Source organism: Thalassolituus hydrocarboniclasticus, assembly GCF_025345565.1.
GTDB lineage: Bacteria > Pseudomonadota > Gammaproteobacteria > Pseudomonadales > Oceanobacteraceae > Venatoribacter > Venatoribacter hydrocarboniclasticus.
The window spans coordinates 404,672-422,707 of the sequence record NZ_CP054475.1; the positions used below are offsets into that span (position 1 = coordinate 404,672).

The following is an 18,036-nucleotide window of genomic DNA, read 5'->3' on the forward strand; positions in this document are numbered from 1 at the left end:
GAAACGCCTTTCCGGGGCAAGCCCCTGGCCCCCTGCAAGGAGAGGTATCTCCTTACGATCCTCTCTTTTCGGCGCGTCCGGCTTCATCCAGCCAACTGCAATGATTATGCGGCACGCAAAACAATTCGCCCCGGAACGACGTTTTAAAACACCAAGCATTTGTATCGTTCCGGGGCAGGGTTTTGCTCTGACGGCCGCAGAATCATCTGGTTGTCTGGCGCCGCACGATCGCCGGTTTTAATAATCCGCTCAGCCGTATTCCAGAGGAAACCGTGTTTTCCTCGTTCCTACGCGCAGCGTGGGAATGCAACTGTGCCGGCAAGGGCTACCACGCAGAGCGTGGGAGCCAGGTGACAGCAGAGCAAACATCAGGTCGGATCAATAATCCCCTGCGCGATCATATCCAGCGCGGTAATGCTCGGGATAAAGAAGTAATCGCCACCACGGGTTTCGACCATACGTGGCAGGTGGGTGCAGAAAAACGGTGCTTTACCGTCTTTCGGATTCACCTGAACAATATGCTTGTCGGTCAGTTTGCCGTTGTTGGCGCCGATTAATACATCGCGGTCGTTACCAAGATGAAAATCGTTGGAGTAATTTACCCACTGCTGCTGCACAAACTCGAACTGACGCTCGAGGCTGGCGCTGATGCACATAAAAATAATGCCCTGTTCGCTGTTGTCGTTGGTCAGCTCATCATGGCCGCCATAAGGCAGTCCGCGGCGCATTAAACGGCGGCGGTCAACCAGTGCACCCGGACGGTCAAAGGCTCCTTTTTCGGTTTCCAGCGAGCCACGGGTATTGGTGCGGCGGATATGAGCACCAATCGGACATTTTGCTCCGTGCTTATCGTCGTTATAGGTAAAATTAATCCACTGTTCTTCCAGAGCTTTTAACTGACCAACAGCGCAGGCATCACCTTCAGCGGCTTTTTTCTGTAATTCTGCCATTTTCCGGTCGAGTTCGGCCTTGGCTTTATCATCCGGTGCCAGCACCAGCGGGGCGCCGTTATCCGGCCAGCGACCGGAAAATTTAGCCATTAATAATTCGCGGCTGCCGTCAAAATCTTTGGCCATATTTTCGACATAGTCGTTAAAGGTTTTTACGTTTTCGTGCAGCTTGCGGTACACCATGTAGGTACCGTTGCGTGCCAGCAGGTGCGGTTCCGGTGCCAGAGGGTATTCTTTGGCTTCATCGATATGACCGAGAATAAATTCACCGGTCGCCAGCGGCTCCCACTTGCCCTTACGGTTCAGTTTACCGCGTCCGGGCAGGCGCTCCGGGTCATGGCCGCAGCCTTCAAAGTAAGGGTTGCCGATACCATCGACAAAACCAAAATGCTCTTTGGGTGTGGCTTTACCGTTTTCAAAAACGGCAGAGGCATCCTGATAAGGCAGCAGGCTGCCGTTCGGGCCTTTATGACCAGGGCGGATACTGACGCTGCCCTGTACGTTTTGCATCAGCTCTTCGATCTGGGCGAAGCGTTGTTCCACCGCTTGCTGGGTCTGACCGTTAATGGAAACCCAGGCGTGTACGGTGTCACCCTGCCATACCGGGTCCCAGTGCTGCGGGCTGCTTGGGCCGTTGTCACCCAGAATGGCGGCACGGGGTTTCATGCCCATTTTAAATTCCTGCGGAAAACCGTCGAGGGAGCGGCGCGGTAAGCCCAGGGCACACAGACCGTGATAGGTAAAGGCAATATTGGTGGTGGCTGCTGGCTTATCGGATTGATCCGGGTGTTTTTTTTCACTCCAGGGTTCGGCGGTGGTGATCAGCGGAATTAACTGCTGCAGAAAATTGCGGCCACCGGCGTAGTCGTGAAATTCGAGAAAAAAGTAACGTGCCTTGGGGAAACCAAAGCGGCCATAGCCTTTACAGATATTGCCCTGAATATCGTACAGATCGAGAGGTCGGTTCATAATCAGTCCTTGTCGCCAGGCGTGCCGCGCACGCGCTGAATAAATCCCTGGGAAATTCAGTACATGTTTTGCAGACGGGTCTGACCGGGCGCCCAGCTTGGCTGGTCCAGGTCGGCCAGTTTGATTTCTGCCATCAGGTTATTAAAAGCGGTACGCAGTGCTGCGGCATCCTGCCCCTGATGAGCGAGAGCAAATTCGCTGAAAACCTGTTTTACATACAACGCTTTCAGTTGCTCTTTTAATGACACATCGGTCGAGCCGTTAAAAAACAGCGTCGTAGTGAGCTGACACTTTTTGATATAGGCGATGAAATCATCGGCGTTCTGCACTTTGTCAAAGGCGACGGCATATTGCCACAGGCTGCGCACATCGGCTTCGGCGTTATCCCACATGCCTTTCAGATAGGGTTCCAGCTCACCGTGGAAGTTACTGGTAAATACCAGATACTTGGATTTCAGATGATCGCGGGCAACGTCGTTACCCTGCTGAAAAAACACGTCGTTAAGAATAAACAGACGGGCAAAATAGGTATTGGGAATACGGGCAAAAGGGCTGCCGGCATCTTCTTCCAGACGCTGAATGCGGCGGCGGGTAATTTTGTCGAATGAGGTCTGTTCGTCATGGACGCCGTTGATCAGCGGACAGAGCGTGGTCAGGCCGTAGGAATTTCCGAAAGTGTTTGCCATGCTCAGGCCTCCTGCTTGCCGGCCACGCGGGCCATCATAAGATTGGCGTGCTGGTGTTCCTGCACCAGTTCGTGCGATGCGCTCATCAGCGGGCTTTCACCCATGCTGCCAAGGTTGTGCTGGTTTTTGGCAAGAAACTGCTGGTAAGCCTGAAAGAATTCCTCATCACTGAGACTCGCAGTATCTTTCTGGAAATTGTTCAGATTGGTGAATAACGTCTGCGCCGTTTTTACATCGTTGGCCGCGGCCAGCGGGTAGGCGTTGTAGTAATGGCCACTCTCTATCTGGTTAAAACGGATGTAGTTATAAAAATCGTGCAGCGGGATGGATTTCGGGTATTTGATATTCCAGCGCCAGAACATATCGAGGCCGGAGGGAATAGCAAACGAAAAGGAGTCGATGTACTGATCCCAGCTGCCGTTAAAATTACTTTCAAACAGCATATAGCTGTAGGTCAGTTTTTCTTTTGGTTGGCTTTTATCCAGGCGCGGAAATGACCAGCGGTTAATAATGGTCCAGCGCGCGTAGTGAATCAGCGACAGGGTCAGCAGGCCCTTAAGGAAACGGGGGAAGGTGATAACCACCACCCAGAAAATCAGTTTTTGCCAGAGGGCAGTCCACCACCGCAGCGGGGTGAGTACATTCATACCATAGGCTTTGCCGGCGACGTTCGACATAGTGAATTCCTTTTCTGGTGCCAGATAAATCGTGCAGTCATGCAAGCGGCAAAGACTCTAGCGGTTTCTGCGTTGCGGGTAAAGGACGCAGCGACCCTCTTTAGGGCGGGTGCGGCTAAAGGTTATCGTCTTCGTTATTGTCCAGTTCGCGCAGCATTTCCAGCCCCTTGCGCCGCTGTGTACTCAGGATGGAAATCTTTTCTTCCAGTTCCGCCCGTTCCAGTTCGCTGTCGCATTTCTCTAACCTGGCTTTCAGTTCATGCTGCTTGTGTTTGAGCTTATTCAGCGCGGCGGCCAGTTCTTTGCGCTGGCGCTCTTTATGCCGTTGCTGGTGGTCAAACAGCGCATTGAGCTTTTTCACCAGTCGGGAAAATTTCATAAGCCTTGCTCCGGTGGCGGGGTAGCAGTGTCTTCGTCACTGCGTTGCTGTTCCAGTTGTTTGTTAATGGCCGACAGGTCGGCGTGTTCCAGTTGCAGACTTTCCGGTGTGTCGCCCTGTGGGCTCTGCTCATCAATAAACAGATAGCGTGCTGCCTGAATCAGCGCGCGGCAGACTTCCTGACAGTAGCCTTTATCGGTCATCAGTGAGGTGGCCATCTCGGCGCTGATTTTACGGGTGCGGATCAGACCCTCGATCAGGCTGTCGGACTGTTCGCGCTCGCGTTCAGTCAGCAGCAGCTGGTGGTCGAGGGCGAGGCGGCTTTCCACCACGTCATCGATCTGACGTACCTGCTGAATGGCGCGCAGCACGTCGCCGATCTGCTGCCGCAATTGCTGATAGGCCTGCGCCATATCCGGGTTTTCGCTGTGAATATAAAACAGCAGATTGCGCTGCAGATGTTTGACGCCTTTGATGGCCTCAATCAGATAGTGATCGGCGGCACGCAACTCGCGCAGCTGTTCATCCTGACGGCCGCTGGCTTTTTCCCGTGCGCTGCTGATGAAACTGATGATGGCCGAGTAAATTCCCTTCACCTGTTGTTCGTACAGCTGTTGCAGGTTGGTATGAATGGCTGAGTGACTCTGGTCGCTTAACAGTGCAATCGGCTGTCCGCGGTGAAATTCATCGGCCTGCCAGCCCAGCCCCTGCAGCACCAGATCGGTGGACAACGCGTACAGGCGGATGCTTTCGCTGCGTGTTACCGCAACGGCAGCAGAAGGGGATTCCATCGCCGACTGATTCAGATATTGCGGCTGCATACGGCTGGCAGGGCGTTCCGGCACCAGACGCAACAACCAGCCTTGCAGACGTGGCAGCTGCGGTACCATCAGCATGACGCCCAGCAGGTTAAACAGGGTATGGAACAAGGCCAGCTTCAGTGTGTAGTTATCGGCGCCGATACCCAGCAGTACGCTGAGATGTTCAACCAGCCACAACAGCACCGGCATTAACACCAGTGCGACAACACCGGTCAGCAGGTTAAACAGCAAATGTCCGAGAGCAAGCCGCTTGCCTGCCGTATTGGCGCCAAGGCTGCCCAGCACGGCTGTAACCGTGGTGCCGACGTTGGCGCCGATAGCCAGTGCCAGCGCATCCATATACTGCACATGACCGGCCGCCAGCGCGGTCAGGGTTAATACCAGGGTGGCATGGCTGGATTGCATCACCACCGTGGCAATAATGCCGAACAGGGTGAACAGCAGCAGCCCGGCAATACCCTGTGGGCTGATGGTGCTGAGATCCAGACTGCCCTGCAGTGTGGCAAAGCCATCCTTCATGTAATCAATGCCAAGAAACAGAAACCCCATGCCGGCCAGAATATGGCCGATACCGGCGCGGCTCTGATTGGGCTGGAACAGCAGCATGACGCCAAACACCAGCATTGGCATCGCCAGCTGGGAAAGGTTGATATCAAGACCAAAGCCGGCAATCAGCCAGGCGCCGGTGGTGGTGCCCAGATTTGCACCAAAAATAACGCCCAGCCCGGCACCGAGGTTGATCAGCCCGGCCGACAGAAAGGAAATGCTCAGCACCGATACCAGTGAGCTGGATTGCATCAGGGTGGTGGCGGCCACACCAAAGAGCAGGGCTTTACCGGTGGTGTTGGTGGAGCGCTGCAGGACACGTTCGATCAGGCCGCCACTGAAACTCTGGAAGCCACGTTCCAGTGACAGCATGCCGAACAGGAAGATGGCGACACCGGCAGCAATCTGCTGCAGCTGGGGACTGCTCCACAGGCTGAATGCCAGCAACAGCATAATGACCGGAAAGAGCATGCGCTTGAGCAATTCCAACGGCGGTAATCCTTTAATTCCGGACAGAGCAGTCAGTTAACCGAATGGCCTTTTATTCAGCAAGGGAAATTGCTGCGCCAGCACCTGCAGAGGTTGATCTAAGTCGCTGAAAAAGCAGTTCTTTGTGTGAATAACCTTACAGGGACTCCATTCCTGCAGAGGTCGTTCAGTGAAAGTCTGTTTATTTATGCACAGAATGCTGTGTATAACTAAGGGATAAGCTGGCGATAACTGCCTTCAGCCCGCAACAGGCCTGTAACGCTTTGATATGGTGCCAGTCCGGCATTGGCCGGATTACCAGAAACCCTTGAAAATCAAGGCTTTTATGGTGTTTTTTACACAGCTGTCAGGTTTTTCAGAGTAATGCGATGACAAGTTATTTTTTTTAATAATCAGCAGAATTAAGAGTTGTTTTTAACAGAAAAACTCTTTATATGGCGATTCTGTTACGGTTTACCCACAGAATCTGTGGATAACTTTGAGCATAAGTTGAAGAAAAATCCCCCTGTCCCCCACGCTTTGTAACACCTGTTTAAATTGTTTAAAAAATGATCAATCGGCGCGCTGCGCAGAGTCTTCTCCGGATAGGCAAACAGTCTGGCGCAAGAGAGAGTGAAGCTGATGGGGTTATGAGTCAGAGGAGGGATGTGTTTTTCCGGGTATATGCGCACAGCTGCAATGACAACGCAGCAGATCGCAGGCAATAAAAAAGCCCGCATATTGCTATGCAGGCTTTTAATATTCGTGGTGCCCAGAGGCGGATAAATCTGTCCGGAACAGATTTGCACAGCCACAGGCTGCCCGCAGGGGCAGGGCCATGGATGGCTCTGATGAATCGAACCTGAGATGACGCCGATTTCAGGCAATAAAAAAGCCCGCATATTGCTATGCAGGCTTTTAGTATTCGTGGTGCCCAGAGGCGGAATCGAACCACCGACACGGGGATTTTCAATCCCCTGCTCTACCGACTGAGCTATCTGGGCGTCTTGCTGAACAACGTTGTGTTCGTCAAGTGGCGCGTATTAAACCCGTTGGCTGAGGGAGTGTCAACCCCTGCAATCGGTTTATTTATCTTTATTTTCAGGAACATAGCCTTCAGCCATGTCGAACTCGTCGCCGCTGAAGAATTTGTCCCGTTGTTCGGTCAGATATTTGCGCGCCTGCATATCCATCATATTGAGGTGTTTCTCGTTAATCAGGCGGGTCTGGTGCGCGGTCCACTCATCCCAGGCCTTCTTTGACACGTGCTGGAAAATTTCTTCGCCCTTTGGGCCGGGGAAGGGCTGGCTGCTCAGGCCTTCAAGTTCCTGTTGGTACTTTTTGCAGAAAACGGTGCGGGTCATAACAATTCCTCGGACGGTATGCCGGATTCGGCGCTGGTGCCGGCCATGCTTTGCAGCAGCATTTTTACCGGTGCTGCCAGGCCCAGCGTGCTGGGGTTGCGGGGATTGTACCAGTGTTGCTGCTGGTCGCCAGTTTCGCCTACGGCGAGATGGCTGTGCGGCAGAAGGATGAGTATCGGCTGAATATGCAGGTGATAGTGGCTGAATGTATGGCGGAAGGGCGTCAGCCACTGCTCTTCATCATCGCCGCTGTGATGATTGAGCTGTTCCTGCAGCAGTTGCCGGGCCTGTTGTATGTCCTGCGCTTCCGGAAAGCTCCACAAGCCGCCCCAGATGCCTTTTTGCGGGCGCTGCAACAGCAGATATTCGCCAGCCGGGTTCTGAATCATCAGCAAGAGGCTGTGCTTTTCCGGTTTTTCTTTCTTTGGTTTGCTGTTCGGAAACTGTGTCGGCTTGCCGGTTTGTAAGCCCTCACATTGTGGTTGCAGCGGGCAGATACCACAGGCGGGTTTGCTGCGTGTGCACAGGGTGGCGCCCAGATCCATCATCGCCTGAGTGTATTCGCGTGAGCTGTGCTGCGGTGTCAGTTCTTCCGCCAGCGTCCATAACTGGTTCTGTACTTTGGTTTCGCCGGGCCAGCCTTCAATCGCGAAGAAGCGCGTCAGAACGCGTTTGACGTTGCCGTCGAGAATCGGCGCATTGATATTCATGCTGATGGAGGCGATGGCGGCGGCGGTGGAGCGCCCGATGCCCGGCAGTTCGCTTAAGGCTTCGACGCTGCGCGGAAACTCGCCGTTAAAGTCGCGCACCACGGCCTGAGCGCAGGCGTGCAGGTTGCGTCCGCGGGCGTAGTAGCCAAGGCCGGTCCACAGGTGCAGAACTTCGTCCTGAGTCGCTGCGGCCAGTGCCTGCACATCGGGGAAACGCTGCATAAAGCGTTCAAAATAGGGAATAACGGTGCTGACCTGGGTTTGCTGCAGCATGATTTCGGAAACCCAGACCCGGTAAGGATTGATCTGTTGCTGCCAGGGCAGGTCTTTGCGGCCGTGTTTGTGATACCAGCCGAGCACGGCATCGGCGAAAGAAAATGAGCGCGTCATAAATACAGATGATTAAGATTTGGGCGCCAGTATAGGTATTTCAGCGTTGTGGAACGAGGGCTTATTGCAGCAGGCTGATATGGTTGCCCTGCTGACGCATGCGCTCGTTTTCATTGAGGAACTGATGCAGCTGGCCGAGAGACAGTGGCCGGCTGAACAGGTAGCCCTGACCCTCATCGCAGTTATTCTGCCGTAAAAAGTGCAGCTGCTCCTGGGTTTCGACGCCTTCTGCTACCACGGTCATGCTCAGTTTGTGTGCCATAGCGATTACCGCGGCAGTGATTGCCATGTCGTTTTTGTCGTCCGGGATGTCCATAACAAAGGAGCGGTCGACTTTAAGTACGTCAATCGGGAAGCGCTTGATATAGGCCAGGGAGGAATAACCGGTACCGAAGTCATCGATGGCGATGGATACACCGATTTTTTTGATTTCCTGCATGATCTGAATCGCGCTTTCGACATCTTCCATCAGCGTACTTTCGGTGATTTCCAGTTCCAGGCAGTGGGGCGGGATCTGGCTGATTTCAATCACGCTGTTAATACGGGCCAGCAGGCTCGGGTCGGTAAACTGACGGGCGGAGAGGTTAACTGCAACCTTGGCGGTATTGGGCAGTACATTGCTGCGGATCAGTGAGCTGATCTGACGGCAGCTTTGCTCCAGCACCCAGCTGCCGATTTCAATAATTTGTCCGGTTTCTTCAGCAACGGGAATAAAACGGTCGGGAGTAATCATGCCTTTGTCCGGGTGCTGCCAGCGGATCAGGGTTTCAACCCCGGTGACGCTGTAGTCGAACAGGCTGATTTTAGGCTGGAATACCAGGCTGAACTGTTCGCGGTTAATGGCTTCGTTGATTTCTTTTTCCAGTGACAGATGCTCAAGAATCGACTGGTTCATATCTTCGGAGAAAAACTGGAAGTTGTTGCGCCCAAGCTCTTTGGCGCGGTACATGGCCAGATCGGCATTTTTCATCAGAGTGTTAACGTCGGTGGAATCATCCGGCGTCAGGGTAATACCGATACTCACGGTGGTGACGATATCCTGTCCCCTTATGCGGATGGGCTTGGCCAGTGCCAGCAGCAGTTTTTCAGCCACAACCAATACGTCGGAGGTGTGATGAACGTCGGTCAGCAGGATGGTGAATTCGTCACCGCCGATGCGCGATACGGTGTCATTCTCGCGCACGGTAGCGCTTAAGCGGTTGGAGACTTCTTTCAGCAGGATGTCGCCGGCATCGTGGCCCAGGGTGTCGTTGATGCGTTTGAACTGATCCATATCGAGAAACATCAGCGCCATTGATGTGCCGGAGCGCAGAACGCTTTTAACGGCTTTTTCCAGCCGGTTTTTAAACAGACGGCGGTTGGCAAGGCCGGTCAGAGGATCATAAAAGGCGAGGTTTTCCATCTGAATCTGTGCGGCTTTCAGTTCGGAAATATCTGAAATAGCCCCTAAATAACCCAATAATTCGCCATGACGGTCGTGCAGGGCACTGGCCAGTAACTGAATCCAGGTGTTGCTGTGATCGCGGCGCACCAGGCGCAGTTCCAGCGCGATACTTTCCTGCTCGCAGATCAGGCGGTTCCAGGCTTGCTGGGTGGTGCTGAGGTCATCGGGGTGAATGCGGGCAAACCAGTCCTGCAGGCTGGGGAGTTCATCGGGAATGCCATGGATATCGCGCCAGCGCTGATTAACATACTGCAGGCGCTGTTTGCCATCGACCTGAAAAATACCAACAGGTGAGAGTGCCGTTAGTTTGCGGAAACGCTCTTCACTGGTTTTCAGCGAGGCGTTTTCGTCTTCAATCGTCAGCAGCAGGCCGTTAAACAGATCGACCAGATCGCCCAGCTCATCGTTATTTTCTTTAGCTGCGCGGATGGAATAGTCCTTGTTGAGCATAATATGGCGCAGGGTATTGCCCAGGTCTTTCATCGGCCGGGCGACGACTCCTTGCAGCTTATTCGCCAGGAAGATCGCCAGCAGTACCGCGGCTGCCAGGATGACAACAGAGAACAGCAGAAACTGATTAATACGCTGCAGCAGGTCCTGATGGCTGATTTCTATATAAAGGGTGCCTATCGGCGTATCGTCGAGCAGGATAGGAAAGAATTGGGCGAAATTCCGTTGTTCTGTGCGGTGCAGCCCCTGCAGTTTCTCCGGGCATTGCAGTTCGCCGCTGGCCGGAGAGTAGGATGCTGCGAGTGCCTGGTTTTCGGCATAGATACAACCGCGTACGACACTGCTGTCTGCTCGCAGGGTATTCAGGTTGGTGCGCAGCAGATCGTAATCACTGAAGGTCAGTGCAGCTGTCGCGCGGTTGGCGATCACCTCGCCCAGCACCGCCTGTTTTTTCTGAATATCCTGACGACTCAGATAGTATTCGAGAGATATAAAAGCAAGGTTGGAAACCAGCAGGGTCAGGCCTGTGGTAATCAGAGCGATGATAACCAGCTTACGGCGCAGCGACTGTGTGCTGATAGAGCGGATCACCGGTCACACTCCGCTTGGATACGGCTGAATTTCTGCGCGCACATCATCGGATGAATACGACTCTCCCGCTGAATAAAACTGCTTATGCGATCCTGCTGCACAACATTCTCCGATTCCCTGCTGTTGGCTGTGTGGCTCTATGCCGGATTCCTGCTGACTATGCTGCCGGGCCGTGGCGGAAACACGTTTCTGGCCCTGCAGCAGGAGACAGACAATAAACTGCTGTGACGCATAGCGGAAGAGATTCCTTTATCGTTTATGCAGGCTTTGCTGTGTCTGTCAGTCTGTGAGCAGCATTTCCTTCAGCTTAGGTAAGGAGTGCGGGGATTACCATTGACTGATGGCAGGGGGAATAAAAAAACTGGCCACAGGGGCCAGTAATAGGGGAGGAAAAACAATAAAAGAGACTTACTGTAACTTAGTTGGCGTCCTGTGCAGAAAGTTCCGCCAGCAGTTCATTCATGCTGATATTCTGCAGACGCTCGCTCAGCTGCTCACGGTAGGTTTTCACCATACCCAGGCCAGCAATGACGGCATCGTAGATGCGCCATTCCTGGCTGTCTTTATCGCGGTACAGGCGAAAGTCCACAGGAATTGTATTGCCATTGTTCTGCTTCAGGGTGCCTTTAACCAGCGCTTTGTCGCCACTGTCATTAAAGCGCGCTTCGTCAAATTCGAACTGTTCGCCGTTAAAGGCTTTAAAGGCACCGCTGTAAGTGCGGATCTGCAGTTCACGGAAGCGGTCAATAAAAGCCTGACGCTGCTCAGGGTCGGCACGGCGCCAGTATTTACCCAGTGCGCCCATGGCGATTTTTTCCTGATCGATGGCTGGCACGATATAGGTTTGTACCAGGCGGCGGACTTCCTCTTCGGTACGCTGTTCCGGCTGCAGTTTGTTCAGCTCGTTGATAATGCCCAGCGTTGCTGAGGCGACGACATCGCGCGGTGCGATTTCTGCTACAGCGGTTTTGGTCCCAGTCTCATTGGCTGCAACACCTGAGCAGGCAAGCAATGCGGCGATGAAGACCGCAAAGGTTGATAATGTCTGGATGGCGATTCGCATATTGGTTATCCGTCTTGAGACTTACAGTCCGACCAGTATGGCTATCTGCGACGAAGATGAAAAGGTGACACTTTATGAATTTTTTGTTGCGTCCATGCAACGATGAGGGATTATTTCTGAGGATTGTATATCCAAAAGGAGTCTTTCGCAGTGAAATTGCGGTGTTCAAGCGCAGTCGTCAGTGCTTCCGGGCAGTCTTTAATAAGCAGGGTTTTGCCTTCGTTATTGGCCCAGCCCTGAATGAAGTGCAGCAGCTGGTGCATAACGCCACGGCGCTGGGTGATAGTACGCACGGCGGCTTGCTGCAGAAGCACTCCCTCGCTGCTGTCGCTTGCCAGAATCACGCCGATGATACGGTCGTTAAAACGTCCGGCCATAATCCAGCCGCCGCTTCTCAGATGTTGTTCCAGCGCGGCACGGTCTGAGGTCAGGCCGTCGGTTGAGGTTTCCTGGTGAATTTTGTCGAGATCGTTCCAGTCGGCGTCGGCCGGTGACTGGATATGTTCCAATTTAACTGGCACAGCATGGCTCCATAGGATGGCGGATAGCAGGCCGGAGGGGAATATTACCGGGAATTTGCCCCGTCACCTTGTCCCGGCCTATTTTCTTAAGCGCTTTGCTTTATAATGCTTTCTTTTCCTTTTTGCGAGAGTTGGAGCAAGCCCATGGCCCGCAGCGCAACGGTCGAGCGTAATACGCTGGAGACCCAGATCAGCGTCACCATCAACCTGGACGGCACCGGTAAAGCACGCTTTGATACCGGCGTACCTTTTCTGGAACATATGATGGATCAGATTGCCCGCCATGGTCTGATCGACCTCGATATCACCTGCAAAGGTGATAATCACATCGACGATCACCACAGCGTGGAAGACATTGGTATCACTCTTGGTCAGGCATTTGCCAAAGCCATCGGTGATAAAAAAGGCATCGTCCGTTATGGCCACTCTTACGTGCCGCTGGATGAAGCATTATCGCGTGTGGTTGTCGACTTCTCCGGCCGTCCTGGTCTGGATATGAAGGTAGAATTCACCCGCGCCAGCATCGGCAAGCTGGATACTCAGCTGTTCTGGGAGTTTTTCCAGGGCTTTGTTAACCACGCCGGCGTCACTCTGCATATCGACAACCTGAAAGGCTTTAACGCCCACCATCAGGCCGAAACCATTTTCAAAGCCTTTGGCCGTGCACTGCGTATGGCACTGGAGCTGGATCCACGTATGGCCGGTGTTATGCCATCGACTAAAGGTTGCCTGTAAGCACAAGGGATAAATGAATGAGCAGTAAACTCTGTGCAGTGATCGATTACGGCATGGGCAACCTGCACTCCGCCCATGGTGCGCTGCAGACTGTGGCGCCGGATACCAAAGTGGTGGTCACCAGCGATGCCGACGTGATCCGCAAAGCCGATCACGTGGTATTGCCCGGTGTTGGTGCTATCCGTGACTGTATGGCAGAAATCCGCCGTCAGGAAATCGATCAGGTGGTTGCCGAAGTCCGTAAAAGCAAACCCTTACTGGGTATCTGTGTTGGCCTGCAGGCCATGATGGAGCGCAGTGAAGAAAACGGCGGCGTTGAGTGCATGGGATTGTTTCCCGGCGAAGTGAAATTCTTCGGCAATGATCTGGTAGAAAACGGCGAACAGCTGAAAGTCCCGCATATGGGCTGGAACCGTGTTGAGCAGGTTGCGCACCCGCTGTGGGCCGGTATCGCCGATAACAGCCGCTTCTACTTTGTGCATTCCTACTACGTGCAGGCGGCTAATGTCGCGCAGGTGAAAGGCCGTGGCCATTACGGCGTCGACTTTGCTGCTGCCATGGGCGAAGACAATGTCTTTGCGGTGCAGTTTCACCCAGAAAAAAGCCACAACGCTGGTCTGGCGTTGCTGAAAAACTTCCTCGCCTGGGATGGTCAGGCCTGATTCCAAATTCAGAATGTAAGGTAAAACAATGCTGGTAATTCCTGCGATTGATTTAAAAGATGGTCAGTGTGTGCGTTTGCGTCAGGGCCGTATGGAAGATTCCACCGTCTTTGGTGATGATCCGGTTTCAATGGCCAAACGCTGGGTCGATGCCGGCTGTCGTCGCCTGCATCTGGTGGATCTGAACGGTGCTTTTGCCGGTACGCCGGTTAACGGCGAAGCCGTAACGGCCATCGCCAAAGCCTTTCCTGGCCTGCCGATCCAGATCGGTGGCGGTATCCGCACGCTGGAAACCATCGAGCATTACATTAAGGCCGGCGTCAGCTATGTGATTATCGGCACCAAGGCAGTCAAAGAGCCGGAATTTGTTAAAGAAGCCTGTAAAGCATTTCCGGGCACAGTCATTGTTGGTCTGGATGCACAGGATGGCTTTGTGGCTACCGATGGCTGGGCTGAAGTGTCTGACGTTAAAGCCGTCGATCTGGCCAAGCAGTTCAAAAACGATGGTGTTACCTCCATCGTTTATACCGATATTGCCCGTGACGGCATGATGCAGGGTGTAAACGTGGAAGCCACGCTGCAGCTGGCGGTTGAGGGTGGTATCCCGGTGATTGCATCCGGTGGTGTCACCAATATCGAAGATATCCGTGCGCTGTCCAAAGTGGCCAATCAGGGCATTCTGGGTGCCATTACCGGCCGTGCGATTTATGAAGGCACGCTGGATGTGGCCGAAGCTCAGACGCTGGCTGACGAGTTAACAGGAGCCTGATATGGCGCTCGCCAAACGTATTATTCCTTGTCTGGATGTCGATAAAGGCCGCGTGGTTAAAGGCGTGAACTTTGTTGGTATCCGCGATGCCGGTGACCCGGTGGAAATCGCCAAGCGTTATAACGACCAGGGCGCCGACGAAATTACCTTCCTCGATATTACCGCCAGTCACGAAGGTCGTGACACCACGGTGCATATGGTGGAAGCCATCGCCGAACAGGTATTTATCCCGCTGACCGTGGGTGGTGGTATCCGCGAGCTGGACGATATTCGCCGTATGCTGAATGCTGGCGCTGATAAGGTGTCGATCAATTCAGCGGCGGTATACAACCCTGAGTTTGTTAAAGCAGCATCGGATAAATTCGGTGCGCAGTGTATTGTCGTTGCGATTGACGCCAAGCAGGTCGGTGATAATCACTGGGAAATCTTTACCCACGGCGGCCGCAAGGCGACCGGTATTAATGCGGTAGAGTGGGCGGTAAAAATGGCGGAATTCGGCGCTGGTGAAATCCTGCTGACGTCTATGGACCGTGATGGTGTGAAATCGGGTTTCGACCTCGGTGTTACTCGTGCTATTGTTGATTCTGTTAATATACCGGTGATCGCCTCAGGTGGTGTGGGCAACCTCGACCATCTGGTAGATGGCGTGAAGATCGGACATGCCGATGCGGTGCTGGCCGCCAGTATTTTCCATTTTGGTGAATACACGGTGCAGCAAGCCAAGCAGTACATGGCTGCGGCAGGCATCGAAATGCGGCTTGATTAACATACTATCTGCAAAAACAGGCTAATAATGCTGGCTTTGCTGAGACGTGAAAAAGATCCGGAAAATGCCGGATCTTTTTATATCAGTTAATCTGTCAGATATAAGGAATGACAATGGGACTTAAGGAAAAAAAAGCGGCACGCGATTTTGAACAGGATCGTCTGGACTCATTAAAAGCTCAGATTTTCGAAGCCGCCAAATTCGAGTTCGAAATTGAAATCAAGTGGGACACCATTACCATTGATGGCTACTCACACCTGTATGAGCAAACCTGGCCTCTGATTTATTTTGAGCCGGTGATTATTGCACTTAAAGAATTATGCTCTGATGATTTTTGCCAGGAAGCTGTGCAGGCTGGCCTGAAAAAAATCGTTATTGAAAATGACGGCGACATTCACAACTCCAGTAAGTGCGCTTCATTCAGCGACGGTGTGTTAACGATTAACCACTCGCCGATCATTAATGCCGAGAATCAGGTTCAGGATCGCGCAAATACGATCAAAGAAGTGATTGAGAACGCTCTGTAAGTGACGATTCTCCGCAGATAAAAACAGGCCGCATATCCGCGGCCTGTTTTTTTATGGGCGCCGTACATTTAGGGTCTGTGATGACCGCCTGCTTATGTTGTCGCTCTGTATTTCTGTGACGAAGGTGTTCTGTGCAGGTTCTGTTCTGTATTTATGAGCTTCTGGACAGGGTGTGGCGGTATTAACAGGCATGTCGTAATTGTGTACTATCTCGCCACTTATATGGGCAGGGATGCATAATGAAATCGGGGAACAGGCGCGGGTATGCGGGCCGGATACTGCTCTGCTTATGCATGGGAATATCCGTCACCTCTGTGGCTGCAGAGTCTGATGCCTTTGAATTCGAACCCGATATCCCTCAGGTTTTAACCCCGGTTCGTCTGCAGCAGCCGCTGGCTGAAGTTCCCGCCGCTGTTACCGTTATTACCGCCGAACAGATTCGTCTCTGGGGCGCGGCCGATATCCCTTCTTTATTCCGCTTTGTTCCCGGACTCTTTGTCGCCCGTGAGCTGGACAGCAATCGCCAGAGCGTGGTGTATCACAGTGGCGGTGTATCACTGGCGCGGCGGCTGGAAGTGCTGGTGGATGGCCGCTCGGTTTATAAAGCCTCCTTTGCCAATGTCGACTGGGATCAGCTCGGCATTGCCCTGCAGGATATCGAACGCATTGAAATTACCCGCGGCCCGAGTGCTGCCAGTTACGGTATGAATGCCCTGCAGGGCGTTATTCACATTATTACCCGACACCCGGCTGACAGTGCGCGTCTGCGCCTTAATGGCAGCTTTGGCTCAGAGCAACGTCCGCAATTCTATGTCAGCATCAGCCAGCAGGGGGCACAGCAACAAAGCCGCCTCAGTCTGTTTGGCTGGCGGGAAGGTGAGCATGGTGGCTACCACGCCGATGCTGGCGATCAGGGTGGATTTCCCGATCTGCGTCAGGTGCGTGGGCTGAACTGGTCCGGAGCCTGGCAGGCGGATATGGATAACGAGCTGCGCTGGCAGGTTGGGCGCCAGCAATTGCAGCGTGATTATCTCGCCGACAGTCAATTTCAGACCGACTCACCGCAGCAGACGGCACAGTCAGATCTGGGCTGGCTGCGTTGGCGCAGTCAGCGTTCGGCCGATCATGAAGTTCAGCTGCAGGCCTATTGGCAGGCTGATAACAGTGAGGTGGATTACCACGCCTGTGCACCCTCCATGGCGTTTGATGCGCAGTTGAGTGAGTTGTATCAGCAGCATCCGCAGCTGGCCGAGAAACTCGGTTACGGCCTGCTGCCGCTGCAGAACCCGGCGCTCACCAGCAGCGAACGCAGTGCGATTACCCAGCTTTATCAGGGCCTCGCAGCCGGTGTGTTTGATGCCGCGCAATTGCAGCAGGGGCTGGGATTAACTGAGGCGCTGACGGCCGCTGAATACAGCTCAGCACAGCAGATAGTGCAGCGTGCTGTGGCGGCCAGTGCTCTGGATCAGATGTTGTGCGGACGTGGGGATCTGGATGTTTATGAGCAGCGCTTTGATATTGAGCTGCAGGATACCCGGCGCTGGAGCGAACAGTTACGTTCGGTGCAGGGCATAGGTTTGCGCCGCGATCAGGTGAACTCTGCAACCTATCTGCAGGGAGAAGTCCGCAACGACCAGTGGCTGGCTTTTGTCAGTGCGGAATACCGCCCGGCAACGCACTGGCTGCTGTCGGCCGGGGTGATGGCGCAATATCAGGCTGAGCAGGACATCCATTATTTACCGCGTCTGGCACTGAATTATCTGCCCGCCGCCGATCAGAGTATCCGCGTGCAATACTCACGCAGTCGCCGTACTCCGGATATTGCCGAACGTTATCTGAATGGCCGTGCGGTACTCACGGATGTAAGCAGTAATTATCTCAATCTGAATCAGGGTGGCTTGTTTATTAGTGCCAACGCCGATGACTGGCGCGATGGTTTGCGTGATGAGCGTATTCAGGCCTGGGAGCTGGGTTACTTTGTGCATTTACCGCAGGCGGCGTTGCAGCTGGATATCAAGGTTTTCCGCGAACAGCTGGATGATCTGATCGGCAGTAACGTGACCCTGAGCAGTGCCTCGCTTGTCAATGAAGGTCAGATGACCCTGAAGGGAATTGAATCGCAGCTGCAGTGGCAGCCGCTGGTTAATCACAATATCTGGTTTAGCGCATTGCGCCAGCAGCGTGACTGTAACCGCGCCGGTGAGCTGGCGTTGGGGGCAGAGAGCAGTGTGCGGCTGGTGTGGAGCCACAGCGGCGAACGGCAGGAACAAATGCTTGGTATCATCTGGGATGCGGGTAAACAGGATAACGATCCGGGCTATGCCGCACAGGGGCGCTACCGGCAGCAGCGTTTGCTGGCGCGCTGGAGCTGGCGCACCTGGCTTGGAGAGTGGTCGCTCAGCAGTGAGTATGATGCCTTGCCGGAACAGGTGCTGTATGAAACCACGCCACGCTGGCTGAATCGTGTTGGCTGGCAGATGAGCTGGTGATAGCAGGCAGCTTGAAACAGCAGATAAACAGCAGGCATAAAAAAACGGCAGCCAGAGCT

General features: G+C 53.6%; 16 protein-coding genes and 1 tRNA gene. 6 read left to right on the top strand and 11 right to left on the bottom strand.

Annotation, left to right across the window (positions count from 1 at the left end; genetic code table 11):
- Window positions 1–368: 368 nt before the first annotated feature.
- From HUF19_RS01625 to HUF19_RS01675, 11 genes are all read right to left on the bottom strand, one after another.
- Window positions 369–1,919 carry a Dyp-type peroxidase gene (locus HUF19_RS01625; RefSeq protein ID WP_260998203.1) on the bottom strand — a complete coding sequence of 517 codons (1,551 nt, stop codon included), beginning with the start codon at window positions 1,917–1,919 and terminating at the stop codon, window positions 369–371.
- Window positions 1,920–1,975: 56 nt separating this feature from the next.
- Complete coding sequence (locus tag HUF19_RS01630) at window positions 1,976–2,605, bottom strand: hypothetical protein (protein ID WP_260998204.1); 630 nt, start codon at window positions 2,603–2,605, stop codon at window positions 1,976–1,978.
- A gap of 2 nt (window positions 2,606–2,607) precedes the next feature.
- Entirely contained in the window at window positions 2,608–3,282 is a 675-nt protein-coding gene (locus HUF19_RS01635) for a hypothetical protein (protein WP_260998205.1), read from the bottom strand.
- A 115-nt stretch (window positions 3,283–3,397) separates the two neighbouring features.
- The gene (locus tag HUF19_RS01640) at window positions 3,398–3,661 is read right to left on the bottom strand and encodes a hypothetical protein (protein WP_260998206.1); all 264 of its coding nucleotides are present in this window, start codon (window positions 3,659–3,661) and stop codon (window positions 3,398–3,400) included.
- Window positions 3,658–5,517, bottom strand: coding sequence for a Na/Pi cotransporter family protein (locus HUF19_RS01645; RefSeq protein WP_260998207.1), 1,860 nt, complete (start codon window positions 5,515–5,517; stop codon window positions 3,658–3,660). Before HUF19_RS01645 ends, HUF19_RS01640 begins: the two co-directional genes overlap by 4 nt.
- Before the next feature lie 907 nt (window positions 5,518–6,424).
- Window positions 6,425–6,500 (bottom strand) — tRNA-Phe (locus tag HUF19_RS01650).
- Between the two features lie 81 nt (window positions 6,501–6,581).
- Complete coding sequence (locus tag HUF19_RS01655; protein ID WP_260998208.1) at window positions 6,582–6,860, bottom strand: oxidative damage protection protein; 279 nt, start codon at window positions 6,858–6,860, stop codon at window positions 6,582–6,584.
- The gene (gene mutY / locus HUF19_RS01660) at window positions 6,857–7,960 is read right to left on the bottom strand and encodes an A/G-specific adenine glycosylase (RefSeq protein WP_260998209.1); all 1,104 of its coding nucleotides are present in this window, start codon (window positions 7,958–7,960) and stop codon (window positions 6,857–6,859) included. Before mutY ends, HUF19_RS01655 begins: the two co-directional genes overlap by 4 nt.
- Before the next feature lie 61 nt (window positions 7,961–8,021).
- The gene (locus tag HUF19_RS01665) at window positions 8,022–10,445 is read right to left on the bottom strand and encodes a bifunctional diguanylate cyclase/phosphodiesterase (protein WP_260998210.1); all 2,424 of its coding nucleotides are present in this window, start codon (window positions 10,443–10,445) and stop codon (window positions 8,022–8,024) included.
- Between the two features lie 418 nt (window positions 10,446–10,863).
- On the bottom strand, window positions 10,864–11,508 hold the full coding sequence (locus HUF19_RS01670; protein WP_260998211.1) for an MlaC/ttg2D family ABC transporter substrate-binding protein: 645 nt from the start codon (window positions 11,506–11,508) through the stop codon (window positions 10,864–10,866).
- A gap of 110 nt (window positions 11,509–11,618) precedes the next feature.
- Entirely contained in the window at window positions 11,619–12,029 is a 411-nt protein-coding gene (locus HUF19_RS01675; RefSeq protein WP_260998212.1) for a PanM family protein, read from the bottom strand.
- Window positions 12,030–12,173: 144 nt separating this feature from the next.
- Between HUF19_RS01675 and hisB the strand changes: the two genes are divergently transcribed.
- The 6 genes from hisB to HUF19_RS01705 all read left to right on the top strand — a co-directional run bounded on the left by hisB (window position 12,174) and on the right by HUF19_RS01705 (window position 17,977).
- On the top strand, window positions 12,174–12,764 hold the full coding sequence (gene hisB / locus HUF19_RS01680; protein WP_260998213.1) for an imidazoleglycerol-phosphate dehydratase HisB: 591 nt from the start codon (window positions 12,174–12,176) through the stop codon (window positions 12,762–12,764).
- A gap of 17 nt (window positions 12,765–12,781) precedes the next feature.
- Complete coding sequence (hisH, locus tag HUF19_RS01685; protein ID WP_260998214.1) at window positions 12,782–13,426, top strand: imidazole glycerol phosphate synthase subunit HisH; 645 nt, start codon at window positions 12,782–12,784, stop codon at window positions 13,424–13,426.
- A 28-nt stretch (window positions 13,427–13,454) separates the two neighbouring features.
- A complete protein-coding gene (gene hisA, locus HUF19_RS01690; RefSeq protein WP_260998215.1) occupies window positions 13,455–14,195 on the top strand; it encodes a 1-(5-phosphoribosyl)-5-[(5-phosphoribosylamino)methylideneamino]imidazole-4-carboxamide isomerase in 741 nt (246 codons plus the stop codon).
- Window position 14,196: 1 nt separating this feature from the next.
- Complete coding sequence (hisF, locus tag HUF19_RS01695; protein ID WP_260998216.1) at window positions 14,197–14,961, top strand: imidazole glycerol phosphate synthase subunit HisF; 765 nt, start codon at window positions 14,197–14,199, stop codon at window positions 14,959–14,961.
- A 113-nt stretch (window positions 14,962–15,074) separates the two neighbouring features.
- Window positions 15,075–15,488, top strand: coding sequence for a hypothetical protein (locus HUF19_RS01700; protein ID WP_260998217.1), 414 nt, complete (start codon window positions 15,075–15,077; stop codon window positions 15,486–15,488).
- Window positions 15,489–15,802: 314 nt separating this feature from the next.
- Window positions 15,803–17,977: a TonB-dependent receptor plug domain-containing protein gene (locus HUF19_RS01705; protein ID WP_260998218.1), complete on the top strand. Its 2,175-nt coding sequence runs from the start codon at window positions 15,803–15,805 to the stop codon at window positions 17,975–17,977.
- Window positions 17,978–18,036 lie beyond the last annotated feature (59 nt).